Source organism: Streptomyces sp. NPDC001513, from assembly GCF_042894695.1.
GTDB lineage: Bacteria > Actinomycetota > Actinomycetes > Streptomycetales > Streptomycetaceae > Streptomyces.
This window is the reverse complement of sequence record NZ_JBIAVU010000009.1, coordinates 281,280-305,381: the sequence shown is the minus strand read 5'-3', so window position 1 is coordinate 305,381 and position 24,102 is coordinate 281,280. Positions and strand designations below refer to the sequence as shown.

Genomic DNA, 24,102 nt, shown 5'->3' with positions numbered 1-24,102 from the left:
AGCCGCACCGCGACGACGAGGGAGGCACGGCATGAGCCAGTCGGTGGAGCGGGCGCTCCGGATCCTGCCGCTGCTCGCGAAGGGCCCCGCCCCCCTGGGGGCAGTGGCGGACGAGCTCGGCGTCCACAAGAGCACCGCCCTCCGCCTCCTGCGCACGCTGGACGAGCACGGCCTCGTCTACCGCCAGCCCGACGGCCGCTACCGCCTGGGGTCGAGGCTCTTCGCGCTCGCCGCCGAGGCCATCGAGAACCTCGACGTCCGGGAGATCGCGCACCCCCACCTCGTCGAGCTCAACCGGGCCACCGGCCACACCGTTCACCTCGCCCTGCACCAGGACGACGAGGTCGTGTACGTCGACAAGGTCGACAGCCGCTACCCCGTCCGCATGTACTCCCGCATCGGCAGGCCCGTCCCCCTCACGGTCGCCGCCGTCGCCAAGCTGCTCCTCGCGGACCTGCCCGAGGCCGAGCGCCGGGCGCTCGCCGAGCGGATCGAGTACCCCCGCTACACCCCGCGCTCCACCCCGGACGCCGCCGCCTTCCTCCGCGAGCTGGACCTCGTGCGCGAGCAGGGCTGGGCCACCGACCTCGGCGGGCACGAGGAGTCCCTCAACTGCCTCGGCGCGCCCGTGCACGGGCCGGACGGGCGGGTCGTCGCCGCGCTGTCCGTCTCCGCGCCCGGCGTGGTCGTCCCCGCCGAGGGGCTGCTCGAACTGCTGCCGCAGGTCCTCCGTACCGCCGTAGCCATCAGCCAGGACTATTCAGGAGCACAGGAGAGCACGTGACCGCGAACACCGCAGGCACCGCAGGCACCGCGAAGACCGCCATCACCCCCGACACCCACACCGTCCCGCCCGCGAGGTTCTCGCACGGCGTGCGCAAGGGGAACATCCTCCAGGTCGCCGGCCAGGTCGGCTTCCTCCCGCACGTCGACGGGCAGCCGCCCACCCCCGCCGGGCCGACGCTGCGCGAGCAGACCCTCCAGACGCTGGAGAACGTCCGCTCCGTACTGGAGGCGGGCGGCGCGACCTGGGACGACGTGATGATGATCCGCGTCTACCTCACCGACACCGGGCACTTCGCCGAGATGAACGGCATCTACAACACCTACTTCGAGGAGCAGGGCCTGAAGGAGGCCCCCGCCGCCCGCACCACCGTGTACGTGGGCCTGCCGGCCGGGCTGCTCGTCGAGATCGACGCCCTCGCCGTCCTCGGCTGAGCCCCGGTCGCCTGAGCCGCGGCCGGACATGCGGGTGGGGCGCCCCCCTGGCGGCGGGGCGCCCCGTTCACGCACGGGCTACGCGCAGTACTGCGCTTCCTTGCCGATCGAGCGGTACATGCAGTCCGCGTTCTCCAGCAGCTGGAGCACGGCGTCCTTGTTCCGCGCGGTCTCGCGGTCGATCACCTCGTCCGGCGGGTAGAAGCCGCCCCCGCCGCTCTCCGGGTACATCTCGAAGGTGTAGGCGAAGATCTTCTGGTTGCCCCACAGCCAGTCGTCGATCGTGCCGTCGGTGATGTACAGGTCGCTCGACTGCTCCGGCGTGTAGCCGTTGCTCGCCGCCATGCTCGTGCCGATCTTCTTGTAGACGGCGAGGTCGTCGGCGGTCAGGCCCGGAGCGGTGTCGTTGTACGTGTAGCCGAAGGGCCACAGGACCAGTTCGCTGTACGTGTGGAAGTCGATCGCGGCCTTGATCTGCTGCTTGCCGCCGATGACCCGGCTGCGGACGAAGTCCGAGACGACCTTCACCTCGGGCGCCGACTCGGCGGCCGCGCCCCGGTAGGTCTCGGAGCTCTTGCTGCTGCTGGAGCCGCCGCAGCAGCCCCACTTGTAGTTCCAGTTCCGGTTCTCGTCCGTGCCGATGTACGAGGATCCGCTGTTGGGCTGGCGGTTCTTGCGCCAGGAGCGGTAGGAGCCGGTGGCGATGTCGTACTCGCCGCCGTCCGGGTTGAGGTCCGGGACGATCCAGATCTCGCGGCTGTTGACGGCGTTGGTGACCCGGGAGTCGGTGCCGTACTTGGAGCCGAACTCCTTGAGCAGGTAGAGCGCCATCTCGACGGTCAGGTGCTCGCGGGCGTGCTGGTGGTGGGTGAAGAGCACCTCGGGTTCGGCCTCGTCGGTCGCGACGTTGTCGCTGATCTTGATGGCGATGAGGTCGCGGCCCTGGTACGACTTCCCGATCACCCGCTTGCTCATGATGCCCGGGTACTGGGCGATGCGCTGGTCGATCTCCGTGTTCATCTCGGCGTAGTTGTGGTACTTCGAGTCCGCCGAGGGGAAGTCCATCGGGCTGGCCGCGATGCCGGGCAGCGAGCGGTCCGGCGGCCCGGGCAGCGCGGTGAGCCGGTAGCCGAGCGCGCGCAGGTTCTTCGCCTGCATGGTGTCCGCGCTGACCACGACCGTGTGGTCGTCCACCTCGTCGATCGAGACGCCCGTACGGAGCAGGGCGGTGCGGTCGGCGGGGGTGGAGGGGCCGTGGATCCGGTACTGGACGATGGCCTCGTCCTGGGTGGCGGTGGACGGGGTGGGCGGTGGCGATGCCGTCGCGCTCATGCCGTAGGCGGGTGCGCCCAGCGCGAGCGCCAGCAGGGCCGCCGTGACGGCGGCCCTCCGGCGGGTATGGAGCCGCATGCGTTCTCCTGGGTGGGAGTGTGGGGGTAGCCGTGCGGACGCGCACAGCGTGCTCTCATGGCATGTCCCGGTCAAGGACCCGCCGTGCGGGCCGAACCGATCCGGCCACCCCCACACGTACCGCCTACGGGAGTCCGTGGACCTTCGGACCCACCGAGTTCGACCAAGCACTACCCGCCTTGGCGTCCCAGTTGGTCGACCAGGTCATCGCACCGCGCAGCCCCGGGTAGGTCTTCGACGGCTTGAAGGATCCGCAGTTCGTGCCCCTGGCCAGGCAGTCCAGGGCGTTGTTGACGATGGTCGGGGAGACGTAGCCGCTGCCCGCGCCGCTCGGCGAGGCCGGGACGCCGATGCCCACCTGGGAGGGGTCGAGGCCGCCCTCCAGCTGGATGCAGGCGAGCGCGGTGAGGAAGTCCACCGAGCCCTGCGAGTAGACCTTGCCGTCGCAGCCGTTCATCGAGCCGCTGTTGTAGTACTGCATGTTGACGACGGTGAGGATGTCCTTGATGTTCAGCGCCGTCCTGAAGTAGCCGCCCTGCGTGGACTGCATGTCGATCGTCTGCGGAGCCATCGTGATGACCAGCGACGGGCCCGCCTTCGCGGACAGCGAGCGCAGCGCCTGCGTCATGTAGGTGGGGTTGAGGCCGTTCTCCAGGTCGATGTCGATGCCGGTGAAGCCGTACTCCTGCATCAGGGCGTACGCGGAGTTCGCGAGGTTGTTCGCGGAGGCCGAGTCGTTGACCGAGATGGTCCCCTTCTCGCCGCCGACGGAGAGGATGACCGACTTGCCGGCCGCCTTCTTCGCGGCGATGTCGGCCTTGAACTGGGCGACCGTGTAGCCGCCGAGGCCGGCCGAGTCGAGGTTGAAGGCGATGGCGCCGGGCGTGGTGGTGGCGTCGGCGAAGGAGACGGCGATGATGTCGTACTGCGCGGAGACGTCGGAGATCCTCTGGACGGTCGCGCCGTTGTTGAAGTTCTGCCAGTAGCCGGTCAGGGCGTGCTTGGGCACGGCCGGGCCGGGGCCCGGCCCGGGGCCGGTGCCGGTCGTGGTGCCGGTGACCGGAGCCGACTTGGCGCCCTCGCCCGCGGCGTTGTACGCGCTCACCTGGAAGGAGTACGAGGTCGACGCGGCGAGCCCGGTGATCTGGGCGGAGGCGCCCGAGGTGACGGTCTGTACGCGGACGCCGTCCTGATACACGTAATAGCCGGCCGCCCCGCTGACCGCGTTCCACGCAAGGGTGAGAGCGCTCGCGCTCTGGCCGGAAACGGCGGTCCCGGCGGGGGCCCCGGGGATGCTCGGGCCGGGGTCCGTGCCGCCGCCCCCGTCCGGCCCGAAGACGCTGAACTCGTCGACGACGTAGGCCGGCTGGCCGTACCAGCCGTGCGTGTACACCGTGACCTGGGTGGTGCTCGGCCCGGTGGTGAAGGTGGTGGACAGCTTCTGCCAGCCGGCGCCCGATCCGGGGGTCCAGGTGGACACGTCCTGGGTGCCGGTCCCGGTCGCGCCGAGGTAGACGTAGCTGCCCTGGACCTGCGTACTGAGCGTGTAGGTCGAGTTCGGCTTGACTGTGACGCTCTGACTGCAGCGGGCGTTGTCCTGTCCGGCCGGGGTGGCCTTGAGGGCGCCGGTTCCGGCGTAGACGGGCGAGGAGACGGAGGCGCCGGTTCCGCCGGTGCAGGACCAGTTGGCGAGACCCGACTCGAAGCCGCCGTTGCGGGCGACGTTGACGTCGACGGCCTGTGCGGTACCGGTGGCGAGGACCGTCAGGGCGCCCGCGGTGAGGGTGACGGCGACGGGGAGGACGAGGGAGCGTATGCGGTTCACGTGGGCTCCGGTGGGGGGAGGAAGGCGGTGAAGGGAGAGGAGGACCGGGTGGGGTGAGTCCGACTCAAGGCGTGCGCTGCCAAGTTGGTCCAGACCAATCCCCGTGTCAAGAGTCTTTGCGATGTGGCTTGAAATGACCGAAGGGTCGATCCCTGTTGTCCGGGTTTCCCGCCACCTGTGACAGAGGGCGGCCGTACGGGAATCGGCAAGGCCCTGCCCCGCCTGGGGTGACGCGGATATGGTGCTGAGGCAAGGGGGAAGCTCGTCGATCGTTTGCGGTCGCGCAGGACGTGCGCGTGCGCGGCGTCTTCGCGTCCAGCGCGCGACGGGCCCGTGGCACACGGGGTGAACGTGGGGGAACGGGGGAATTCACGTGCCGACCGCCATCGCTGTCACCAGCGCCGATCTGGTACTTCCGGCCCCTGACCGGCATACGCCCGGGGCCGCCGTACTGCACCCGCCGGAGCAGCTCGACCTGGAGGGCGCGCTCGCCGAGACCAGCGCGCTGCTGGAGCGGCACGGCCACCTCGTGGCCCTCGTGCCGCCCTGGCTCCCGCGCGCCACTGTCCAGCGGCTGCACACCGTACGCGCCATCCTGGAGACCGACCGGATCGCGCTCCTCGGCATCGATCTGCCGCCGCTGGGCACGGCCCTGCTGGTCCGTCAGCTGCGCCAGCTCAGCGTCTGCGACTTCAGCCCCGGAATCATCGCCTCCGCCGCCCGGCTGCTGTCCCACTACGTCTACGCGGGCGCCCTGCTGGGCTCGGTCGCCAAGCTCGACCGGGTCCGGGTCCCGGTCGGGCTGGGGGCGCACGCCAGGTCCTGGTCGCCGAGCGCGCAGTTCGCCGTACTGGCCCACCCGACGCCGCACCTGGCCAAGCTCGGGGCCGCCGGGGCGCAGGCGTCGGCCGCGGTGCCCGCGGGACCCGGGTTCGCCACGCAGCTCACCTTCGCCCGCGGCCAGCTCACCTCCGACTGGGTCACGGCCGAACTCGCCCCCGCCTGGCAGGTGCAGGGCGTCCTGGAGAACCCGCTGCCCGCCGGCTCGCCCGGCTGGTGGGGCACCCAGAAGCTCGTCGAGTTCGCCGCCGGCATCCCGGACCTGTCCGTGCTCTACCAGCTGGTCGCCTCGGTCCGCCGCGAGCAGTGCCGCTGGTGCGGCCTCGAACTCATCGGCGACCGCTGCGGCTTCTGCGCCGCCCCGCTCACGGCCGCGCCCGCCGCGCCACCGCCCCCGGCGAGCACCGCCCGATCCAGACCCTGACCGACCGACACCTGCGAACGAACGAAGAACGGCGAGGTAGGAAGACCGATGAACTCACGCCAGCGCCGCGGCGTCATCCTGCTGCTCCTGTCGGTCCTGTGCGCCCTGGGGGCCTTCGCCGGGGTCCTCGTGGTGATCGGCGACGTCAACTCCAAGGTCGGGGCCGAGGTCGTGGCCTACCGGGCCAAGGGCGACATAGCGCCGTACAGCCCGCTCGCCGCCGGGCAGTTCGAGGAGGTCAGGATCCCCAAGCGCTGGCTGTCCGAGACCGCCGTCACCGACCTCGGCGCCCTCAAGGACAAGATCGCGCTCACCACCCTGAAGAAGGGCTCGCTGCTCCAGGCGGACATGTTCGTCGACCGTCCGCAGCTCCAGCCCGGCGAGCAGGAGATCGCCATCATGATCGACGCGGCGACCGGCGTGGCCGGCAAGATCACCTCCGGCGCCAAGGTCAACATCATCGCCACCTTCAAGGGCGCCAAGGACACCGACCCCTCGCGGTCGGTGATCATCGTCGCCAACGCCCGGGTCCTGGGCGTCGGCCGGCTCACCGCCCTCGAAGCCAAGGACAGCGACCGCAAGGGCCCCGCCGAGGCGGTCCCGATCACCTTCGCTCTGAACACCAAGGACACCCAGCGCGTCGCGTACGCCGAGTCCTTCGCGGAACACGTGCGCCTGGCCCTGGTGGCCCCCGGCACCGACTCGGCACCCGCCCCGGGCGACCGTACGTACACCCTCGACGGGGACAAGTGAGGCATCACGGATGACCACCCGAATCCTCCCCGCGGTCGGCGACCCGGACGCCGCGCGTGCCATCTCCACCCTCCTCAGCCAGCTCCCGTCGGCGGAACCGGCCGCACCGGTCCCCGACTCGACCTCGCTGCTCGACACCCTCGCCCGGCTGGCCGTCGACTCCATCGACGAACTGCCCGAGGTCGTCCTCGTCCACGAGCGCATCGGCCCGGTGCCCGCACTGGAACTGATCCGCGAAGTCGCCCTGCGCTTCCCGGCGGTGGGCGTCGTCCTGGTCTCCTCCGACGCCGGCCCGGCGCTCTTCTCCGCAGCCATGGACTCGGGCGCGCGCGGCCTGATCGGCCTCCCGCTCTCCTACGAGGAACTCGCCGCCCGCGTCCAGGCGGCCGCCCAGTGGTCCGTGGGCGTACGCCGCCACCTCGGCAAGGGCTCGGCCGCCGACGTCTTCACCGGGCCGGGCGGCCGCGTGGTCACGGTCACCGGAGCCAAGGGCGGCGTCGGCGCCACCTTCACCGCCGTGCAGTTCGCGCTGGCCGCGGCCGCCTCGGGACGGCGTACGGCACTGGTCGACATGGACCTCCAGGCGGGCGACGTGGGCTCGTACCTCGACGTGCAGTTCCGCCGCTCCATCGCCGACCTCGCCGGCATCCAGGACATCTCCCCGCGGGTCCTCCAGGACGCCGTCTACGACGACCGCACGGGCCTCGCGCTGCTGCTGGCCCCGGCCGACGGGGAGCGGGGCGAGGAGGTCGACGACCGGGCCGCCCGGCACATCGTCGGAGCCCTGCGCAGCCGCTACGAACTCGTCGTCATCGACTGCGGCACCCAGGTGACCGGCGCGAACGCCGCCGCCGTGGAGATGGCGGACGTGGCGGTGCTGGTCACCACCCCGGACGTGGTCGCGGTACGGGCGGCGAAGCGGATGGTCCGGATGTGGGAACGCCTCCAGGTGCGCAAGGCCGAGGACACGGCGATGGTCGTCAACCGCTGGAGCAAGCACACCGAGATCCAGCCCGCCCTGATCGAGAAGATCACCAAGACCCGCGCCACCCGCACCCCGGTCCCGGCCGCCTTCAAGGAACTCCAGGCGGTCGTGGACGCGGGCCGGGTCCAGGACCTCGACAACCGCTCCACGGTCAAGCAGGCCCTGTGGACCCTGGCGGGCGAACTCGGCCTCCTTTCCGCCCCGGACACCGCCTCCGCTTCCGCGACCTCTGCGGGCGCCCCGGGCGCGGCGGTCGCGATACGCGCCGCCGGCGCGGTGTCCCGCCTGCGCCGCGGCCGGGAGGGCTGACGGATGCCCGCCCGCAGACCGGGACGCGGAGACCGGGGCCAGGTGGCGATCGAGTTCGTCGGCATGGTCCCGCTGATCCTGCTGCTCGTGGCGGCGGTGTGGGAGTGCGTACTGATCGGCTACGCGTTCTCCCTGGCGGGCAACGCGGCGGACGAGGGGGCGCGGGCGGGGGCGGTGACGGGGGAGCGGGCTGCCTGTATAGCGGCGGCGAAGGAGCACATCGGGGATGCGTGGAAGCCCGACGTGGACTGCCGAAAGTCCGGGGACATCTACCAGGTGAAGGTCACCCTGGGCATCCCCGTCCTCTTCCCCGGCCTCGACTTCGGCACGATCGACGGCACCGGCGGCGCGGCGTTGGAGAAGGAGGCGAAGTGACATGAGAAGGCGACGCATCCGTTCCGACCGGGGGCAAGTGGCCCTGGAATACATCGGCTTCGTGCCCATCCTGCTGTTCGTCGCCCTGTGCGCGATCCAGCTCGGCTGGGTCGCGTACGTCCACGAGCAGGCGGACACCGCCGCCCGTACGGCGGCGCGCGTGGAAGCCCAGCACCCGGGACGGGGGGAGGCCGCCGGATACGCCGCCATCCGCGAGGGGCTCCCGGCGACGGTGGTCGTGCCCCCGGGCGGCGACGCGGTGACCGCGACCGTGACCATACGGATCAACTCGATCATCCCCGGGCTTCCCGCCGGCGAGGCCAAGGCAACGGCAGTCATGCCCAACGACGACCCGAAGGTGACCGGACCATGAGCCTGCGTTCCCGGGTCAACACCCCCGACGACCGGCACAGCCCCCGCGAGGACGGCCGGCTGGTCTCCTCCTACCGCGCCAAGCTGCTGGAGGAGATCGACCTCGCCGAGATGTCCGCGCTCGCGCCCGCCGAGCGCCGGGCGCGCCTGGAGCGCGTACTCGGCCACATCATCAGCCGCGAGGGCCCCGTACTCTCCACCGTCGAGCGCGCGCAGCTGATCCGCCGGGTCGTCGACGAGGCCCTCGGCCTCGGTGTGCTCGAACCGCTCCTCGAAGACGCCTCGATCTCCGAGATCATGGTCAACGGCCCCGACCAGATCTTCGTCGAGCGCGCCGGCCGCGTGGAGCAGCTTCCGCTCCGCTTCGCCTCGCACGAGCAGCTGATGCAGACCATCGAGCGCATCGTCTCCACCGTCAACCGCCGTGTGGACGAGGCCAATCCGATGGTCGACGCGCGCCTGCCCAGCGGCGAACGCGTCAACGTCATCATCCCGCCGCTCTCCCTGACCGGCGCGACCCTCACCATCCGGCGCTTCCCGCGGGCCTTCACCCTGCACGAGATGATCGCGCTCGGCTCCCTCGACGAGCAGATGCTGCTCCTGCTGTCCGGGCTCGTCGCCGCCAAGATGAACCTGATCGTCTCCGGTGCCACCGGCACCGGCAAGACCACCCTCCTCAACGCCCTCTCCGGCCTGATCCCGGAGGGCGAGCGCATCATCACCATCGAGGACTCGGCCGAACTCCAGCTCCAGCAGGCGCACGTGATCCGCCTCGAATCCCGCCCGCCGAACGTGGAGGGCAAGGGCCAGATCACCATCCGCGACCTCGTACGCAACTCCCTTCGCATGCGCCCCGACCGCATCATCGTCGGCGAGGTCCGCGGCGGCGAGACCCTCGACATGCTCCAGGCGATGTCCACCGGCCACGACGGCTCCCTCGCCACCGTCCACGCCAACAGTTCCTCGGACGCGCTCATGCGCCTGCAGACCCTCGCCTCCATGTCGGAGGTGGAGATCCCCTTCGAGGCCCTCCAGGACCAGATCAACAGCGCCGTCAACGTCATCGTCCAGCTGACCCGCTTCGGCGACGGCTCACGCCGCATCACGGAGATCTCCATCCTGGAATCCCACGGCCGCGAACCCTTCCGGATCACCACGGTCTGCCGCTTCGCCGCCCAGCCGATGGGGGCGGACGGGCGCGTGCACGGCTACTTCGAGTACTACCCGCTGCCGCGTCGGATCGCCGAGCGGCTCTACATGAACAACCAGCCCATCCCGCAGGCCTTCGGGGTCGCCCTGCCGGACGACCCCCTCACCGCCCCGCTCGCCACCCCGCACTTTCCCCGGACCGCCCTGTGAACCCACTGATCCTCCTCACCCTCGGCGCCACCCTGCTCGCGTGCGTGCTCGTCGTCGCGGGCCTCCAGGCGTACGTCGCCGGGCGCGCCCAGCGCGCCGCCCTGATCGAGCGCCTCTCGGCGAGCGGAATGCCGCAGCCCCTCGGGCGGCGGCGCCGCTTCCGGGGCGTCGACAGGCGGCTGCGCAGGACCAAGCTGGGCCGCCGCATCGAGCTGAAGCTGGCGACCACCGGCCTGGACCTCACCCCGGGCGAGTTCTTCGTCTACATGCTGGGGTCGATCGCGGGCGTCTGGCTCATCGCGTCCGCGCTCCTCGCGCCGTTCTTCGGTCCGGTGGCGGGCGTGATCGGCGTCTGGGCGGCGAACGCCTTCCTCAACTGGCAGCGGGCGCGGCGTACGGAACGGTTCATCAACCAGCTCCCCGACCTGGCCCGCATCCTCGCCAACGCCACCCAGGCCGGGCTGGCCCTCCGTACGGCCATCGGCATCGCGGCCGAGGAGCTGGAGGCGCCGGCGGGCGAGGAACTGGCGCGCGTCGCCGACCGCCTCGCCGTGGGCCACTCCATCGAGGAGTCCCTGGGCGAACTCACCGAACGCCTGCCGTCACGGGAGCTGGTCGTCCTCGTCTCCACCCTCGTCCTGTCCGCCCGCGCGGGCGGCGCGATCGTGGACAGTCTGCGCAACCTGACGGTGACGCTGGAGCAGCGCAAGGAGACCCGCCGTGAGATCCGTACCCAGCTGTCCCAGGTGACGGTGACGGCGTACCTCGTCCCGTCCATCGGACTCGGCTCGCTGCTGCTCGTCGACATGATGATGCCCGGCGCGCTGGACCGGATGACGGGCGCGTTCCTCGGCCAGACGGCCGTGCTCGTCGCCCTCGGCCTCTTCGCCCTGGGCTTCATCCTCATCCGCCGCCTGTCGAAGATCGACGTGTGAGGGGGCGGACGCAACGATGATCGGACTTCTGCTCGCACTGGCCGTGGCCCTGTCGGTCCTCGGCGCCTTCCACGGCATCCGCCTCTACCGCGCGGACGTGAAACTGCCCACGGACCTCGCGCTCGCCCTGGAGGTCGGAGCCACCCGCACGACGGCGGTCGGCTCCCTCGTCGACCGCATGGGCATCCGCTGGGCCCCGTTCGTCCTGAGCGCGATGGGCCCGGCCCGGGTCGCCCGCAAGCGCCGCCAGATCGACATGGCGGGCAACCCGGCAGGCCTCACGATCGACCGGTACGCGGCCCGGCGGGCCGTGTACGGGGCCCTGGGCGCCCTCGGTGCCTTCTCCATGCTGATCAACGGCCAGCTGGTCGCCGCCCTGCTCATGGTGGCCTTCGGGCTGTTCTGGATCGAGGCCGGCCTGTGGTCGGCGATCAGGGTCCGCCGCGACCACATCGAGCGGACCCTGCCCGACTTCCTCGACGTGCTCGCCGTGGTGGTGAGCGCGGGGCTGGGCTTCCGGCAGGCGCTGGGCCGGGTGGCGGACAAGTACGAGGGCCCGTGGGCGGACGAGATCCGGATCACGCTCCAGCAGATGGACATGGGCGTGAGCCGCCGCCAGGCCTTCGACGAACTGCGCCGCCGCAACGACAGCGAACAGGTCGCGCAGTTCGTGACGGCGCTCCAGCAGGGCGAGGAGCTCGGCTCCCCGATCGTCGACACGCTGATCGCGATCGCCGAGGACATGCGCCGTACGGACGCCCAGAACGCCCGCCGCCGGGCGGCCCGGGCCGTCCCGAAGGCGACGTTCGCGGTGACCATGTTCATGCTTCCCGGCACGCTGATCCTGCTGGTCTGCGGCTTCGTCTACGGCGCGAACGTCGACTTCGGCGCGCTGTTCGGGGGTGGCTGAGCCATGGCACGGCTGAGCGTGCTCATCGCCGACGGCAATCCGGTCATCAGGGCGGGCCTGGCGGCGATCCTGAGCGCGGCCGGGGACCTCGACGTGACGGCCCAGGCGCAGGACGGCCGCGAGGCCCTGAGCCTGACCCGCCGGCACGCCCCGGACGTGATCCTGCTGGACGTGCGGATGCCGGGTGTGGACGGCATCTCGGCCCTCCCCCACCTCGTACAGCTCGCCCCCGTACTGATGCTGACGTACAGCAGGGAAGCCGACATCATCTGCGAGGCCCTGTCGTTGGGGGCCGGCGGCTACCTCGTACACGGCGAGTTCACGACGGACGAGCTGCTGAGGGCGGTGCGCGACGCCCCGCTGGGCCGCCCGCACTTCACCCCGACGGCGGCGAGCGCCCTCCTCGCGGAGCTCCGGGCCTCTTCGCATCCGCAACGAGCTGTGGCACAGTCTTCTGAGCGGATGCACAACTCTGTTGTCTTCGGGTTGAGTTCCCGGGAGGTGGAGATCATGGATCTGATCGCGTCCGGGATGAGCAACCAACAGATCGCCGCCGCCTGCTTCATCAGCGAGAAGACGGTCAAGAACCACATCAACCGCATCTTCGCGAAGCTGCAGAGCGCGACGCGCAGCGAGGCGATAGCCCGCTGGCTGGGAACCGCCCGTCCAGGAGTGACCGGTCATGGGTAGACAGAGTGCGCAGTGGGTCCGTAATTGGGTCCCGGGACCCTTGGTTACGACTGGTGACTCGCCGTACCGTCCGCAGATCGACACCGGTACCGGCCCGGGAGGGAACCCCCATGTCACAGAACACGCTGCTGAAGGCCGCCGTGGAGGCACGGATCAGGGTGAACGGCTGGACGGACACGGCCGTAACAAGCCTCCGCAAGCGCCACACCCACCCCGACCGCGGCCAAACGGCCTTCGAATACCTGGGCATCATCCTGGTGGTGATCGTGATCATCGGCGCGATCGTCGGTACGGGTATCGGTACGGCGATCACGAACAAGATCTCGAAGGCGGTCGAGGACATCTCGGCAGGTGGCGGAAAGAAGTGACCTCAGGTCGCCGCGGCGACCGAGGGCAGGCCTTTCCCATCTATGTCGTGGTCGTGGCGGGCCTGCTCTTTGCTGCACTTGCCTTCTTCGTTGTCGGGCAGGCCTCCGTCACTCGAAGCAATGCCCAGGGTGCCGCGGACGCTGCGGCATTGGCGGCCGGCCGCGAGGTCAGGGACAACGTGCTGCTCAATCTCGATCTTGCCGCAGTGAAGCCCGCGGAGTGGGAGAAGATCCTCGACGGGGACTACTTCGCAGTGGGCGAGGCCTGTGCGGCGGCAGAGGCTTTCGCGACGAAGAACGACGCGAAGACAACGATGTGTGAGCCCTCTCTGCCGCGATTCACCGTAAAGGTGGAGACCGACCGGACAGTGGGCGATTCGGTTGTTCCGGGCACCGGAGACATGCCCGGAAGGGCAACGGCCACTGCCCTGATCGAATCGAAGTGTCACCTGGGCGCCGTTCCCACTCCGAGCCCCACTCCCACCACACCACCCGGGGATGCCTCGCCGGCCCCTACGCCACCTCCACCCGCGGTGAACTTCACTTGCGGCGGGAAGGTGATCAAGCTCGACCCGCTCAATCCGGGCGCGCTCAGTGCATTGACCAGAAAACTGTTCACCGTGCGACTCGACGGCTGACAAGGAACGAGAGACAAGGAAGCGTTCATAGATGAGCATTCGGCGCATGGTGAAGGTCCGTGGGGGAATGGCCGTTGTGGGTACGGCGGCCATGGTCCTCGTATTGGCCGGGTGCGGTGGAAGCAACGAGAAGCCGAAGAGTCCGCAGACGTCCCCAGCTGCGCAAGGACAGAGCGGCAACTCACAGGCTCCCGGCCCCAGCGGGAGCAAGACTGCTGTGCCGACAGAAGTCATCGCCACCGTGAAGGGCCCGTCCAGCATCGTTCTGAACATCAACTCGGCCGTACGTGAAGCGGGCAACTTCGTGACGGTCAGCGGGCAGATCAAGAACGACGGTACTGAGGCATACGTCGAGACGGCTGCCTGGCGAGGCGATGAAAGAACTGCAAGCGCGGCCTCGGTCGCGGGCGCCACTTTGGTCGACAAGCAGGGCAAGAAGCGCTATTACGTGCTTCGGGACACCGAGGGCCGCTGCTCCTGCACGATCGGCATTACGCGCATCGGCCCGGGTGAATCCATCCCGTTCTTTGCACAGTTCCCCGCGCCGCCGACAAGTGCTACAGACGTTGACTTCACCGTTCCCACCTTCGCCACGGCAACCATCAAGATTTCCGGGTGACGCCATGACCGAATTGACCCACCGCCATCGCATAGCGGCCGCCACGGCAGTGGCCGGACTCGTCGTCGCCGGGGCGCATCTCCTCGGGGCCACTGTTGCGTCCGCCGACGAAGTCCAGCCGTCCGTACCCCCTGGTACTGAGCCATCGGCATCGGCTCCGCTGCCCGTCGACCCCAACGCCTCGGGGCTGAAGCTGCCTCAAGGGGGGACCCTTGCGCCCTCCAAGGTGCTCGACCTGGTCGAGGTCGTCGAAGACCTCGGCGGGGAGCAGCGGCGGCAGGAGACGAACCAGACCGTCATGATGGCGCTGCAGTCCGAGGTGCTGTTCCCGGAGAACAGCGCCGTCTTCAACGCCCAGGCCGCCGCCCGGATCCAGGCCATCGCCGCCGAGATCAACACGCAGAAGGCCACCCGCGTACGGGTGTTCGGCTTCACCGACGACCAGGGCAGCTACGAGCACGGCAAGGAGCTGTCCAAGCAGCGCGCCGACGCCGTGCAGGCCGAGCTCTCCAAGACCGTCACCAATCCCAGCGTCGTCTTCGACGTCCGCGGCTACAGCGAGGACTACCCGATCGCCGACAACAGCACCGAGGAAGGCCGCAAGAAGAACCGCCGCGTCGAGATCACCTTCCCCCGCAGCGTCGGCGGAGGCTGAGGGGCCGTCCCGCGCAGGTTCGGTTCCTCAGTCGATTCCCTTGAGGTAGACGCGGCTGGTCTGTTCGTCGAGCTGCGTCACAGCGACGTGCAGTTGGTCGAGGTCGTCTTCGCAGGGGGCGCAGGCCTGGGCTTTGCGGATGTCCGGCAGCGCGTCGGGCTCCGGCAGGCCGAGGTGCGTGAAGCCCGGTTCGGCCTCTCCGGCGAACGGCGTCTTCCGGGGCTGCACCGGCTGCTCCGGCTTCAGCTGGGCGAGGAAGGCATCCACGTCGCCGGTGGGCATGCTGAAGGCGACGAGCAGCCCGTCGTCCTGGAAGCGTCGTTGCTGCGCGGCCCGGGCGTCGCTCGCCACTGCAGGCAACTGGAGGTGCAGCCGCCGTACGACCCCCTCGACCGTGGTTCCTTCGACCCACTCCGGAGGCCGGTGCTCCGGCGTGCGGCGGCTGCCACTGCCGCCTTCTGCAACGCCTGTTGTTCCGGAGCATCCGGCGCACAGCCCGACGAGCATCGTCAGGGAGGCGCACAGGAGGACCGACCACGCCGGTCGTCGGTTGCCGATCATCGGGCGGCGGTGTTGCGGCCGATGTCCTTGCGCGTACCGTCGCGCCCGGTCTCCACGGGATCGGGCCAGGTGCCGCCCGAGTTCAGGTCGTGCTGTTGCACCGAGCTGCTTCCCCTCATGTCGAATTCCCTGGCCTGCCCGGTCGTGTGGAAGCGGGCCATGTCGGCGTCCGTCACCGACGTGGGGCCGATGGGGGTGAACTTGCCCGGATCCCAGTTGTAGCGGTCCCACACGTTCACCTGGTAGTCGATACCGACCTGCGGCTGTCCGTCCGGGCCGGGGACTGCCGTCACCACTCCGGTGGTGTTCGTCATGGCGCTGCCGATGGCGAGGTACCAGTTGCGGTTTCCGCCGTCGACGTGCGTGTATCCCTGGCCGGAGGTCTCCACGGGAATGGCCACGGGCTTGCCGCCGGACTTCTCGAAGGCCTCCAGCGCCTGCCGGCGCCATTCGCCTTCCTCATCCGCGCGCACGCCCGCCGTCACGTTCCGCAGGTTCTGGTCGTCGTTCAGCATCCTGTCGACATCCAGGTCGAGGGTCTTTCCGCTGCCGTTCAGGTAGTGGTCCATGTGGCGGGCCGCATCCGTCTTACCCATGAAGTCGCCGCTGTTGGAGATCCCGTTGGCCAGGACCTCGTTCCAATAGTCGGCCGCGCCCGGCGACTCGACGTCATAGCGTCCCGCTCCGTCGTCCGCCGCCACCCGCTTGACCTGCGGAGTCAGCAGCCCGGCCGCCAGCAGGTCGTCCTTGTGACCCTGCCACATCTGCCCCCGTGCTTCGGGGCTCAGCGACTGCCACAGCCGGCGGAGCTCCTTCTGCTGCTTGTCGTTGGCGTCTTCGCCCAAGGCGGCCAGCTTCAGGGCCCGCGGCAGCATGTCCTGGTCCAGCGACGTGTACACGGCGTGGCCGGCGTTGTCCGGGTCACCGCCGTGGCTGGCGCGCAGTGCCCGTACGGCAGAGGCGTCGACCTCGGCGGCGTGGGCGACGACTCCGGTGAGGGTATCCGCGTACCATCGCATCAGGTCCAGCTTGCGCTGACCGCGCTCGACCTCGCACACCAACGCCTCGGAGATCACCACGGCTCCGTCCTTGCCGGAGGAAACGACGAGGTCGTCGTCCTTGGCGGACGCGGTGAGGTCTTTGGCCCGCTGCTGTAGGTTCTTCAGCTCGGCGTGCGCGTCATCGAGCACAGCGCAGATGCTCTTCGCCTCGATGTCGAGGTCACCGAACTCCTTCACGGTCTTGTCGACGAAGCCGCGGGTGACACCGGCATTGACACCCTCCCACCGGGCGCTGTCCGACTTCTTCTTCAGCCCGTCGCGGGCCTCACCACCGAGTCGCTGCAGGTCCCCGGCCATCTTCTTCCAGTCGGCGACCGCAGCGCCCAGCTTGGCGAGGTCCGCTTCCATCAGTTGGGTGTAGTTCATGTCGGTTCCCTACGCGAAGTGCTCGGCTATGCGCGACGCGGGCACAGCCGAGCCGTCCCGGTTCCGCAGCGATGCCGCGATCGCGGCGTCATCCTGGGCGTGCGCCTTCTTCGAGAAGTCCAGGTGGTTCGAGATGTGGGCGCAGGCCTGTAGCACCGACTTGACCTGCGAGGTCCACACCGACACCGCCGTCCCCAGCTCACCCCCCAGCTCGAAGCCACTGGATTTCAACGCGGCGGCAGCCTGCATCGTCGACCCGGAACCCGCTTCGTTGATGCCCGCTCCAGCGATGTCCGCCTGCTTGTGCAGCTGACCGTGCAGGGTGAAGGCCTCGTGACCCACCCCGCCCAGGTCGTCCTGGTTCACGACGAGATCGGCCTGTCCACCTGCACCGGGCCCGCCAGGCAGCTGATTGAGCCGCATGGACGCCTGCCGCTGGGCAGCCACGTCCGCTTTCGCGTTGTCCCACTCATCCCAAGTCATCAGAACGTCCCGCCCATCGGCCATCGCAATCGTTGTCGACGCTGCGCGCCGTGTCACCCAGCGGCTGAAGTGCGCGACCGCATCCCGCTTGCCCGCCGGGCCCCCGGGCATGGGTGCGGGCGCGTTCGACTAGCTGGTCGGAGTGTGGGGAGCGCCGCGCCGGAGGCGGCCGCGGAGGGTTTCTGCGAACGTTCCGAGCAGGAGCGACTGGGTCAGTGCGCACAGGACGAGCTCGGTGAGGAAGATCCACGTCTCGGGCCGGCCTTCCCCGTGGACCAGCGTCACGAAGAGGAACAGCGGGAACGCGAGCAGCGAGGGCAGCACCCATACGAAGCCGGGATCCGCGGCGAACAGCGTCACGGCTGTCGCGAAGACCACGGCGGCGCCTACGAGACCCAGGTAGACGGCCGAGGCCGGGTTGGTGAAGGTCAGGCGGACGAGCGTGCGAGCGGTCATCGGTTCTCCCCGGGACGTGTGGGCTGCTCCCATGGTCCGGGGGATCCGGGGATCTGTCGTGAGTATGCGTACCCAGAACCGACACAGAGCGGTGCGCGCGGTCCGGCCCCTCCCCTGTCGGGGCCGGACTCGTGCGCGCGCGATCAGCCGAACTGGCCCACCTGGTAGTCGCCCGCCGGCTGCTGGATGATCACGTTCATGCGGTTGTACGTGTTGATCAGGGCGATCAGCGAGACCAGCGCGGCCAGCTGGTCCTCGTCGTAGTACTTGGCCGCGTCGGCCCAGGCCTCGTCCGTGACGCCGCCGGCCGCGTCGGCGATGCGGGTGCCCTGCTCGGTCAGCTCCAGGGCCGCCCGCTCGGCGTCGGTGAACGCCTTGGCCTCGCGCCAGGCCGCGACCAGGTTGAGCCGGATCGGGTCCTCCCCGGCGTGCGAGGCGTCCTTGAAGTGCATGTCGGTGCAGAATCCGCAGCCGTTGATCTGGCTGGCCCGGAGCTTCACCAGCTCCTGCGTGGCGTGCGGGAGGGTCGAGTCCGCGATGACCTTGCCAGCGGAGTTGATGTACCGGGCAAACTTGGCCGAGACCGCGTTGCCGAAGAAGTCGAGCCGCGCTTCCATCGTTCTCTCCTTGCCGTGTCGACGGTTACACAGCTTTGACGGAATGCGCGGTCCGGATGTGACAGCCTCGCGGGCCAGGTGGATGTGACCTGCGTCACACCGGAAGGAGGAGTTCCGCGATCTCGCGGGCCCGGTGCGCCGGCTCCGGGCCGGGATTCAGCGCGGCCACCGTCGTCGCCCCCTCCGTCAGGATCAGGAGCTGGTCGGCGAGGGCCGGGTCGGCGGCCAGGTCGGCCAGCAGGGCGTGGAGCTCCGCCTTGTGCACCCGTACGATCTCCGGCGCCGCCGCGCCCAGCTCCCCGTACGCGTTGAGGAACGCGCATCCCCGGAAGTCGGGCTCGGTGAACCAGTCCGCCAGCCAGTCGAACACCGCCAGCACCCGCGCCCGCCGCTCCGCCGGGGCGAGCGCCGCCGTGCGCAGGGAGTCCAGCCAGCGCTGGTCGCGGCGTTCCAGATAGGCCGTGACCAGGGAATCCTTCGCCGGGAAGAGTCGGTAGAGGCGCTTGAGGGGAACCCCGGACGCGGTGCGGATGCGGTCCATGCCGACGGCCTGGATGCCGTGCCGGTAGAACAGCTCCTCCGCCGCGTCCAGTAGCCGGGTCCGTGCCTCTTCGTCGTCCATGAAGGCAGGGTAGCCCTTTTCGCCTTGCGGTGAGAACGGTCGTTCTCCTAGAGTGGAGAACGATCGTTCTCACCCCTCGACTCCCCAAGGATCCGCCGTGACGCGTCCACCCCTGCCCCCCTTCACCGAAGAGTCCGCCCGCGCCAAGGTCCAGGCCGCCGAGGACGCCTGGAACAGCCGCGATCCGGAGCGCGTCGCCCTGGCGTACACGGAGGACTCGGTCTGGCGAAACCGCGACAGGTTCCTCGTCGGCCGCGCCGAGATCCGCGCGTTCCTCGCCGACAAGTGGCAGCGCGAGCTCGACTACCGCCTGCGCAAGGAGCTTTGGTCCTTCACCGGCAACCGCATCTCGGTCCGCTTCGAGTACGAGTGGCACGACGCCGCCGGCCAGTGGTGGCGCAGCCACGGCAACGAGCAGTGGGAGTTCGCCCCCGACGGCCTGATGAGCCGCCGCGAGGCCAGCATCAACGACGTCTCGATCACGGCCGAAGACCGCCGCCTGCTCTGACCCGCCCACCCCCTCCGGCGCCCGGACCCGGTGAGTGCTCAGGCTCAGGCGCCGGGCCCGGATCTGAGTGCGCCCGCCCCTTGCCGTCTCCCGGCCCCGGCTGTTACGTCATCGCAGGTCAATCCCCATGTCGCCGCCCTCTGAGCTTGCTTTCGAGAGCCCGGCGTTGGTTTCGTACGAGGCGTAGGCGCGGGGGAGCGCCCAGGGGGAGCGGCACAGCACATGAGCACACAGACCGATCTGCCGGCGCGCTGGCAGGAGTTGTTCGGCGAACCGGCGGCGATGCGGCTCGCGTCGGCGGACGCCCCGGGCGGCGGCAACGGCGGCGGTGGCGGCGACGATGCCGGTGGCGAGGATCTGGCCCACTCCGGCGGCCCCTGGTCCAAGGCCTCGGTGGCGGCCGGTGAGTTGCGCATCACCACAGCGGAGGGCCTGGGCAGGATGGCGGCCGCCCACGAGGGCGTCCAGGCCGGCACGGCGGGACTCTCGGCCACCGCCGCGCTGGCCTCGGTCCGCGCCTCCTGGGAGGAGCGGGTGTCCGCCGTACGGGATGAGTGCGGGTCGGTGCAGTCCGCCCTGCGGAACGTCGCGCCGCGGCGGACCGCCACAGCTGGTGGCAGGGCCTGAGCGACGACCAGCGGGCCGAGCTCCTGGCCACCTGCCCCGATGTGATCGGCAACCTGGACGGCGTTCCGTCCGAGGTCCGGGACGAGGTGAACCGGGACAACCTGCAGCTGCTGATCGGCAAGCTGTCGGAGCAGAGCCACGAGAAGTCCCAGACCCAGCTCGCGGGCATGCGCGCTCGATCGACGACCAGCTGCGGAACCCGAGGCCGAAGGACCCGCCGATGTACCTGCTGGGTATCGGCGATCCGCCCCACCGGGACTTCGGTGCCAACCGGTTCAAGGTGGACGACGGGCCCAGGCCCATCATCGGGGGCGACGGCCCCATGGACGCCCACTCGAACTACTTCAACCCCACGAAGGACAGAGAGTCCGCGACCAACATCGCGCTGATCGTCGCGGGGCATCCCCAGGACATCAGCACCGAGGAACCCCGATGAAGCCACCCCGCCCGCAGGCGCACTCCTCGCACTGGCAGCGCTCGTTGCCGGCTGCGGCCCGGGTGCCGACGACGGATCAGCCAAGAGGAACGAAACCGTGCAGCTGCAGCAGGGCGCGGAGCGCGCCGACGCCATCCTTCAGGAGACCCTGGCCGCCGTACAGCCGGAACTGAAGTGGAACCACGGTCCGTCCTCGGATGCCGGTTGCACGAACACCGGGCCTGGAAGGAGCGCGGCTACAAGATCACCAGCGTGCGCAAGAGCCCGACGTTCCCCGGCACCTACGCCAGTACTCCCGACGGCTACAGCCTGGAGGTCAAGGTCGCCGGCGAGGGCCAGTTCTTCCTCGGGGCGTCCACGCCGTGCCTGGAGGACACCGGCATCCAGCAGCCCACCTCCAAGCCGAACACCCCGGACCGTCCTGCCCCGTACCCTCCGCGTCCGGACGTTCAGGACGAGTTCTGGTCCGCCACCACACCGGCGGCGGGCAGTTGATTCTCCGGGGGTGACTCCCCGCGCGGCAGGCCGAGTGCGGCGTAGGCGGACCGAGTGTGGTTCTCCGGCTCCCCCGCCGGACCCGGCCCCGCCGCCGCCTTGGGTTTACGCCGCGTGGTGGGCCTGGGTGATGAGGTCCGTGGCGACCTCCAGGGCCGCCAGGCGGGTCTCCTCCGGGTCGCCCTCCACGTGCTGGAGGAACATCATCCCGGCGTGCAGCGTGAACAGCGCGCTGACGCAGCGGACCTGGTCCGTCAGCGGGCCGTCCTGCGTGCGCAGCAGCTCCACCAGGCGGAACAGCCGCGCCTTCACCGTCTCGCCGATGCTCAGCTCGCGCATGGTCGCCTGGTTCTCCTGCATGAACCGGTACAGCGCCGCGCCCGCCGCCATCGCCTCGCTGTAGCGCCGCAGCACCTCGCGCTTGGTCTCCAGGGTGCGCGGCTGTTCCTCGGCCCACGTGATCAGCTCGTCGATGGGCCGGGTCAGGTCCTCGAAGATGCTGATGATGATGTCTTCCTTGGTCTTGAAGTGGTAGTACAGCGCCGCCTTCGTGACCTCCAGCCGCTCCGCGATCTCGCGCAGCGACGTCTTCTCGTACCCCTGCTCGACGAAGAGCTCCAGTGCGACGTCCTGGATGCGCTGACGCGTGTCGCCACGGCGGCGCTGCGGACTGCTGCTGGACATGGCTCTCCCCAAATTACTTACTTGACGCCCGGCTAGTTACGGGTCTACCTTCCCCAGTGTAGTGAACTAGCCGGGCGGCAAGTAAGTGCCGGTGCGGGACGAAGTGCGCGGAGTAGGGCCGGTAGGCCAGGGGAGTGGACATGGTGGACACAGTCAAGCCTGCGGGGACTTCGGAGGAGGTGAAGCCGCGCAGCGTACGGGTCGTCCTCATGGCGCTCATGATCGCGATGCTGCTCGCGATGCTCGACAACATGATCATCGGCACCGCGATGCCCACGATCGTCGGCGAGCTCGGCGGCCTGGAGCACCTCTCCTGGGTGGTGACGGCGTACACGCTGGCCACCGCGGCCTCCACGCCCATCTGGGGCAAGATCGGCGACATGTACGGGCGGAAGGGCTCCTTCCTCACCTCGATCGTCATCTTCCTGATCGGCTCCGCGCTCAGCGGCATGGCCCAGGACATGGGCCAGCTGATCGGCTTCCGCGCGATCCAGGGCCTCGGCGCCGGCGGTCTGATGGTCGGCGTCATGGCGATCATCGGCGACCTGATCCCGCCCCGTGAGCGCGGCAAGTACCAGGGCATGATGGCCGGCGTGATGGCCCTCGCCATGATCGGCGGCCCGCTCGTCGGCGGCACCATCACCGACCACATGGGCTGGCGCTGGTCCTTCTACATCAACCTGCCGCTCGGCGCCGTGGCGCTCGCCATGGTCACGGCGGTGCTGCACCTGCCGAAGAAGACGGAGCCGGGGGTCCGGCCGAAGATCGACTACCTCGGCGCGGCGCTGCTGACCATCGCCATCACCTCCACCGTGCTCGTCACCACCTGGGGCGGTACCGAGTACGCCTGGGGCTCCGGCCAGATCATCGGCCTGATCGTCGTCGGCGTGCTGTCGACCGCCGCCTTCCTCTACGCCGAGACCAAGGCCGAAGAGCCGGTCATGCCGCTGCACATCTTCCGCAGCCGCAACTTCACGCTCATGTCGGTGATCGGCTTCCTGGTCGGCTTCGCGATGTTCGGCGGCGTGCTGTACCTGCCGCTGTTCCAGCAGTCGGTGCAGGGGGCTTCCGCCACCAACTCGGGCCTGCTCCTGCTGCCGATGCTGCTCTCGATGATGCTCGTCTCGCTGATCGCGGGCCGCGTCACCACCAGCAGCGGCAAGTACAAGATCTTCCCGATCATCGGCGGTGGGCTGATGGTCGTCGGGATGTTCCTGCTCGCGACCATGGACACCGACACCACCCGTCTGATGTCCGGCCTCTACATGGCCGTGCTCGGCGCCGGGCTCGGCTTCCTGATGCAGATCACCATGCTGGTCGCGCAGAACAGCGTCGAGATGAAGGACATGGGCGTCGCGTCGTCCTCGGCGACCCTCTTCCGTACGCTCGGCGGATCCTTCGGCGTCGCGCTGATGGGTTCCCTCTTCACCACCCGGGTCACGGACACCATGTCCGAGCGGCTCGGGCCGGAGGCGGCCGCGGCCGCGGGGTCCGCGCAGCTGGACGCGGCGAGCCTGGCGAAGCTGCCGGAGGTCGTGCGGGACGCGTACCAGCACGCGGTGGCTGCCGGTACGCACTCGGCGTTCCTGCTGGGCGCGGGCATCGCCGTACTGGGGTTCGCGGCGGCCTGGTTCGTCAAGGAGGTGCCGCTTCGGGGGGCCGGGCCTGCGGCTTCGGCCGGCGCCGGACCCGATGCGGATGAGGCCGCCGCTCCTGCGGCTCAGGAGTCCGTCGCACGCTGATCGACTCAACAGCAGGCGGTATCACCGGGACGGTGGTGCCGCCTGTTGGCGTGTCGGGGGTCCGGTTGGCCGGGTGCGGGGCGCCGGTTGTGCCGGGGCCGGGCTTCGGGTGGGGGCCGGTTGTGCCGGGGTCGGGCGCGCGCCGGGGTGTCTCCTCGGGCGCCGAACGTGTCGAGGGGTCGGAGAGCTCGGCGGCAGTGCGTTCGGCGCCCTGCGGGGATCACCCCGGCACACACCCGACCCCGCCCCAACCGGCCCGGTTCGGCCCCAGCGCCTGGGGTCTTTCACCCTGGCTTCGCCAATCCGGCCTGGCCGCACACTTCAGCCTTGTTGCACCATCCAGCTTCGCCGCACCATTTCAGCCTCGCCGGCGTTTGAGGCGCGGGGTCCGGGGCGGAGCCCCGATCTTTGAGTCGCACCGTCCAGCTGTGCCGCACCCACTTCAGCCCCTCCGGCGTTTGAGGAGCGGGGTGCGGGGCGGAGCCCCGGTTTTGAGCCGCGCCATCCAACCCGGCTGCACCACTCCAACCCCGCCGGCGTTTGGGTCCGGGCGGAGCCCCGGGGCGTTCGGCTTCGCCCCGCAGCAACTTCAGCCCCGCCGGCGATTGAGGCGCGGGGTCTGGGGCAGAGCCCCAGTGGTGGGGCCGCAACGGGAAACGGGCGGTAGCGCAAGGCTGGAGCCGGACCGGAGCGCGGGCTGACAGTGGTTGGGGATCGGGGCTAAAGTCCCATCAGTCACTTTGGTGTCATTACGGGGAA

The 24,102-nt window shown here is 69.8% G+C and carries 29 protein-coding genes; 20 read left to right on the top strand and 9 right to left on the bottom strand.

What is annotated here, in order from left to right:
- Positions 1-31 precede the first annotated feature (31 nt).
- Positions 32-784, top strand: coding sequence for an IclR family transcriptional regulator (locus tag ACFYZ4_RS22080; RefSeq protein ID WP_390784617.1), 753 nt, complete (start codon positions 32-34; stop codon positions 782-784).
- Complete coding sequence (locus tag ACFYZ4_RS22075) at positions 781-1,218, top strand: RidA family protein (protein ID WP_351583827.1); 438 nt, start codon at positions 781-783, stop codon at positions 1,216-1,218. The genes ACFYZ4_RS22080 and ACFYZ4_RS22075 overlap by 4 nt, the downstream gene beginning before the upstream one ends.
- A gap of 78 nt (positions 1,219-1,296) precedes the next feature.
- On the opposite strand, the gene ACFYZ4_RS22070 is transcribed toward ACFYZ4_RS22075, so the two are convergent.
- Both ACFYZ4_RS22070 and ACFYZ4_RS22065 read right to left on the bottom strand, forming a co-directional pair.
- The gene (locus ACFYZ4_RS22070) at positions 1,297-2,628 is read right to left on the bottom strand and encodes a M14 family metallopeptidase (protein ID WP_351297673.1); all 1,332 of its coding nucleotides are present in this window, start codon (positions 2,626-2,628) and stop codon (positions 1,297-1,299) included.
- A gap of 124 nt (positions 2,629-2,752) precedes the next feature.
- Positions 2,753-4,453, bottom strand: a complete 1,701-nt coding sequence (locus ACFYZ4_RS22065) for a chitinase (RefSeq protein ID WP_390784616.1) — start codon at positions 4,451-4,453, stop codon at positions 2,753-2,755.
- A 373-nt stretch (positions 4,454-4,826) separates the two neighbouring features.
- On the opposite strand from ACFYZ4_RS22065, the gene ACFYZ4_RS22060 reads away from it, so the two are divergent.
- From ACFYZ4_RS22060 to ACFYZ4_RS22000, 13 genes are all read left to right on the top strand, one after another.
- The gene (locus tag ACFYZ4_RS22060; RefSeq protein ID WP_351297676.1) at positions 4,827-5,717 is read left to right on the top strand and encodes a hypothetical protein; all 891 of its coding nucleotides are present in this window, start codon (positions 4,827-4,829) and stop codon (positions 5,715-5,717) included.
- 48 nt (positions 5,718-5,765) lie between these two features.
- On the top strand, positions 5,766-6,470 hold the full coding sequence (cpaB, locus tag ACFYZ4_RS22055; protein WP_030714100.1) for a Flp pilus assembly protein CpaB: 705 nt from the start codon (positions 5,766-5,768) through the stop codon (positions 6,468-6,470).
- A gap of 10 nt (positions 6,471-6,480) precedes the next feature.
- Positions 6,481-7,764, top strand: a complete 1,284-nt coding sequence (locus ACFYZ4_RS22050) for an AAA family ATPase (protein ID WP_351297679.1) — start codon at positions 6,481-6,483, stop codon at positions 7,762-7,764.
- A gap of 3 nt (positions 7,765-7,767) precedes the next feature.
- Positions 7,768-8,139 (top strand): TadE/TadG family type IV pilus assembly protein, encoded by a 372-nt coding sequence (locus ACFYZ4_RS22045; protein ID WP_390784615.1) that lies wholly within the window; start codon positions 7,768-7,770, stop codon positions 8,137-8,139.
- Position 8,140: 1 nt separating this feature from the next.
- The gene (locus tag ACFYZ4_RS22040; RefSeq protein WP_390784614.1) at positions 8,141-8,512 is read left to right on the top strand and encodes a TadE/TadG family type IV pilus assembly protein; all 372 of its coding nucleotides are present in this window, start codon (positions 8,141-8,143) and stop codon (positions 8,510-8,512) included.
- Positions 8,509-9,870: a CpaF family protein gene (locus ACFYZ4_RS22035; RefSeq protein ID WP_351297688.1), complete on the top strand. Its 1,362-nt coding sequence runs from the start codon at positions 8,509-8,511 to the stop codon at positions 9,868-9,870. The genes ACFYZ4_RS22040 and ACFYZ4_RS22035 overlap by 4 nt, the downstream gene beginning before the upstream one ends.
- On the top strand, positions 9,867-10,805 hold the full coding sequence (locus tag ACFYZ4_RS22030; protein ID WP_390784613.1) for a type II secretion system F family protein: 939 nt from the start codon (positions 9,867-9,869) through the stop codon (positions 10,803-10,805). The genes ACFYZ4_RS22035 and ACFYZ4_RS22030 overlap by 4 nt, the downstream gene beginning before the upstream one ends.
- Before the next feature lie 19 nt (positions 10,806-10,824).
- Complete coding sequence (locus ACFYZ4_RS22025; protein ID WP_384342325.1) at positions 10,825-11,715, top strand: DUF5936 domain-containing protein; 891 nt, start codon at positions 10,825-10,827, stop codon at positions 11,713-11,715.
- 3 nt (positions 11,716-11,718) lie between these two features.
- A complete protein-coding gene (locus tag ACFYZ4_RS22020; RefSeq protein ID WP_351297694.1) occupies positions 11,719-12,405 on the top strand; it encodes a response regulator transcription factor in 687 nt (228 codons plus the stop codon).
- 110 nt (positions 12,406-12,515) lie between these two features.
- The gene (locus tag ACFYZ4_RS22015; RefSeq protein WP_390784612.1) at positions 12,516-12,773 is read left to right on the top strand and encodes a hypothetical protein; all 258 of its coding nucleotides are present in this window, start codon (positions 12,516-12,518) and stop codon (positions 12,771-12,773) included.
- Positions 12,770-13,411 (top strand): pilus assembly protein TadG-related protein, encoded by a 642-nt coding sequence (locus ACFYZ4_RS22010; RefSeq protein WP_390784611.1) that lies wholly within the window; start codon positions 12,770-12,772, stop codon positions 13,409-13,411. Before ACFYZ4_RS22015 ends, ACFYZ4_RS22010 begins: the two co-directional genes overlap by 4 nt.
- 31 nt (positions 13,412-13,442) lie before the next feature.
- Positions 13,443-14,030, top strand: coding sequence for a hypothetical protein (locus tag ACFYZ4_RS22005; RefSeq protein ID WP_390784610.1), 588 nt, complete (start codon positions 13,443-13,445; stop codon positions 14,028-14,030).
- Positions 14,031-14,034: 4 nt separating this feature from the next.
- Positions 14,035-14,685, top strand: a complete 651-nt coding sequence (locus tag ACFYZ4_RS22000) for an OmpA family protein (RefSeq protein ID WP_390784609.1) — start codon at positions 14,035-14,037, stop codon at positions 14,683-14,685.
- Positions 14,686-14,712: 27 nt separating this feature from the next.
- Here the strand turns inward: ACFYZ4_RS22000 and ACFYZ4_RS21995 are convergent, their stop codons facing one another.
- The 6 genes from ACFYZ4_RS21995 to ACFYZ4_RS21970 all read right to left on the bottom strand — a co-directional run bounded on the left by ACFYZ4_RS21995 (position 14,713) and on the right by ACFYZ4_RS21970 (position 18,851).
- Positions 14,713-15,246, bottom strand: a complete 534-nt coding sequence (locus ACFYZ4_RS21995; protein ID WP_351583866.1) for a hypothetical protein — start codon at positions 15,244-15,246, stop codon at positions 14,713-14,715.
- On the bottom strand, positions 15,243-16,673 hold the full coding sequence (locus ACFYZ4_RS21990; RefSeq protein ID WP_390784608.1) for a hypothetical protein: 1,431 nt from the start codon (positions 16,671-16,673) through the stop codon (positions 15,243-15,245). The genes ACFYZ4_RS21995 and ACFYZ4_RS21990 overlap by 4 nt, the downstream gene beginning before the upstream one ends.
- Before the next feature lie 9 nt (positions 16,674-16,682).
- The gene (locus tag ACFYZ4_RS21985) at positions 16,683-17,156 is read right to left on the bottom strand and encodes a hypothetical protein (RefSeq protein WP_390784607.1); all 474 of its coding nucleotides are present in this window, start codon (positions 17,154-17,156) and stop codon (positions 16,683-16,685) included.
- Between the two features lie 129 nt (positions 17,157-17,285).
- Complete coding sequence (locus ACFYZ4_RS21980; RefSeq protein ID WP_390784606.1) at positions 17,286-17,612, bottom strand: SCO4225 family membrane protein; 327 nt, start codon at positions 17,610-17,612, stop codon at positions 17,286-17,288.
- Between the two features lie 143 nt (positions 17,613-17,755).
- A complete protein-coding gene (locus tag ACFYZ4_RS21975; protein ID WP_351297712.1) occupies positions 17,756-18,229 on the bottom strand; it encodes a carboxymuconolactone decarboxylase family protein in 474 nt (157 codons plus the stop codon).
- 94 nt (positions 18,230-18,323) lie between these two features.
- Positions 18,324-18,851 carry a TetR/AcrR family transcriptional regulator gene (locus tag ACFYZ4_RS21970; protein WP_390784605.1) on the bottom strand — a complete coding sequence of 176 codons (528 nt, stop codon included), beginning with the start codon at positions 18,849-18,851 and terminating at the stop codon, positions 18,324-18,326.
- Positions 18,852-18,948: 97 nt separating this feature from the next.
- Between ACFYZ4_RS21970 and ACFYZ4_RS21965 the strand changes: the two genes are divergently transcribed.
- From ACFYZ4_RS21965 to ACFYZ4_RS21950, 4 genes are all read left to right on the top strand, one after another.
- A complete protein-coding gene (locus tag ACFYZ4_RS21965; RefSeq protein ID WP_390784604.1) occupies positions 18,949-19,359 on the top strand; it encodes a nuclear transport factor 2 family protein in 411 nt (136 codons plus the stop codon).
- 222 nt (positions 19,360-19,581) lie between these two features.
- Positions 19,582-19,986, top strand: a complete 405-nt coding sequence (locus tag ACFYZ4_RS21960) for a hypothetical protein (protein ID WP_390784603.1) — start codon at positions 19,582-19,584, stop codon at positions 19,984-19,986.
- A gap of 220 nt (positions 19,987-20,206) precedes the next feature.
- Positions 20,207-20,422 carry a hypothetical protein gene (locus tag ACFYZ4_RS21955; protein WP_351297724.1) on the top strand — a complete coding sequence of 72 codons (216 nt, stop codon included), beginning with the start codon at positions 20,207-20,209 and terminating at the stop codon, positions 20,420-20,422.
- A gap of 204 nt (positions 20,423-20,626) precedes the next feature.
- Entirely contained in the window at positions 20,627-20,917 is a 291-nt protein-coding gene (locus ACFYZ4_RS21950; RefSeq protein WP_390784602.1) for a hypothetical protein, read from the top strand.
- 105 nt (positions 20,918-21,022) lie between these two features.
- Here the strand turns inward: ACFYZ4_RS21950 and ACFYZ4_RS21945 are convergent, their stop codons facing one another.
- Positions 21,023-21,601, bottom strand: a complete 579-nt coding sequence (locus tag ACFYZ4_RS21945; RefSeq protein WP_351297730.1) for a helix-turn-helix domain-containing protein — start codon at positions 21,599-21,601, stop codon at positions 21,023-21,025.
- 140 nt (positions 21,602-21,741) lie between these two features.
- Between ACFYZ4_RS21945 and ACFYZ4_RS21940 the strand changes: the two genes are divergently transcribed.
- The gene (locus ACFYZ4_RS21940) at positions 21,742-23,343 is read left to right on the top strand and encodes an MDR family MFS transporter (protein WP_351297733.1); all 1,602 of its coding nucleotides are present in this window, start codon (positions 21,742-21,744) and stop codon (positions 23,341-23,343) included.
- Positions 23,344-24,102: the final 759 nt, after the last annotated feature.

What these genes read in the sequence shown, in the direction of transcription:
- ACFYZ4_RS22080 (WP_390784617.1), top strand. Translation starts at nt 32, where the DNA reads ATGAGCCAGTCGGTGGAGCGGGCGCTCCGGATCCTGCCGCTGCTCGCG.
- ACFYZ4_RS22070 (WP_351297673.1), bottom strand. Translation starts at nt 2,628, where the DNA reads ATGCGGCTCCATACCCGCCGGAGGGCCGCCGTCACGGCGGCCCTGCTG.
- cpaB (WP_030714100.1), top strand. Translation starts at nt 5,766, where the DNA reads ATGAACTCACGCCAGCGCCGCGGCGTCATCCTGCTGCTCCTGTCGGTC.
- ACFYZ4_RS22050 (WP_351297679.1), top strand. Translation starts at nt 6,481, where the DNA reads ATGACCACCCGAATCCTCCCCGCGGTCGGCGACCCGGACGCCGCGCGT.
- ACFYZ4_RS22045 (WP_390784615.1), top strand. Translation starts at nt 7,768, where the DNA reads ATGCCCGCCCGCAGACCGGGACGCGGAGACCGGGGCCAGGTGGCGATC.
- ACFYZ4_RS22040 (WP_390784614.1), top strand. Translation starts at nt 8,141, where the DNA reads ATGAGAAGGCGACGCATCCGTTCCGACCGGGGGCAAGTGGCCCTGGAA.
- ACFYZ4_RS22035 (WP_351297688.1), top strand. Translation starts at nt 8,509, where the DNA reads ATGAGCCTGCGTTCCCGGGTCAACACCCCCGACGACCGGCACAGCCCC.
- ACFYZ4_RS22020 (WP_351297694.1), top strand. Translation starts at nt 11,719, where the DNA reads ATGGCACGGCTGAGCGTGCTCATCGCCGACGGCAATCCGGTCATCAGG.
- ACFYZ4_RS22015 (WP_390784612.1), top strand. Translation starts at nt 12,516, where the DNA reads ATGTCACAGAACACGCTGCTGAAGGCCGCCGTGGAGGCACGGATCAGG.
- ACFYZ4_RS22005 (WP_390784610.1), top strand. Translation starts at nt 13,443, where the DNA reads ATGAGCATTCGGCGCATGGTGAAGGTCCGTGGGGGAATGGCCGTTGTG.
- ACFYZ4_RS22000 (WP_390784609.1), top strand. Translation starts at nt 14,035, where the DNA reads ATGACCGAATTGACCCACCGCCATCGCATAGCGGCCGCCACGGCAGTG.
- ACFYZ4_RS21995 (WP_351583866.1), bottom strand. Translation starts at nt 15,246, where the DNA reads ATGATCGGCAACCGACGACCGGCGTGGTCGGTCCTCCTGTGCGCCTCC.
- ACFYZ4_RS21990 (WP_390784608.1), bottom strand. Translation starts at nt 16,673, where the DNA reads ATGAACTACACCCAACTGATGGAAGCGGACCTCGCCAAGCTGGGCGCT.
- ACFYZ4_RS21985 (WP_390784607.1), bottom strand. Translation starts at nt 17,156, where the DNA reads ATGACTTGGGATGAGTGGGACAACGCGAAAGCGGACGTGGCTGCCCAG.
- ACFYZ4_RS21980 (WP_390784606.1), bottom strand. Translation starts at nt 17,612, where the DNA reads ATGACCGCTCGCACGCTCGTCCGCCTGACCTTCACCAACCCGGCCTCG.
- ACFYZ4_RS21975 (WP_351297712.1), bottom strand. Translation starts at nt 18,229, where the DNA reads ATGGAAGCGCGGCTCGACTTCTTCGGCAACGCGGTCTCGGCCAAGTTT.
- ACFYZ4_RS21970 (WP_390784605.1), bottom strand. Translation starts at nt 18,851, where the DNA reads ATGGACGACGAAGAGGCACGGACCCGGCTACTGGACGCGGCGGAGGAG.
- ACFYZ4_RS21960 (WP_390784603.1), top strand. Translation starts at nt 19,582, where the DNA reads ATGAGCACACAGACCGATCTGCCGGCGCGCTGGCAGGAGTTGTTCGGC.
- ACFYZ4_RS21955 (WP_351297724.1), top strand. Translation starts at nt 20,207, where the DNA reads ATGTACCTGCTGGGTATCGGCGATCCGCCCCACCGGGACTTCGGTGCC.
- ACFYZ4_RS21945 (WP_351297730.1), bottom strand. Translation starts at nt 21,601, where the DNA reads ATGTCCAGCAGCAGTCCGCAGCGCCGCCGTGGCGACACGCGTCAGCGC.
- ACFYZ4_RS21940 (WP_351297733.1), top strand. Translation starts at nt 21,742, where the DNA reads ATGGTGGACACAGTCAAGCCTGCGGGGACTTCGGAGGAGGTGAAGCCG.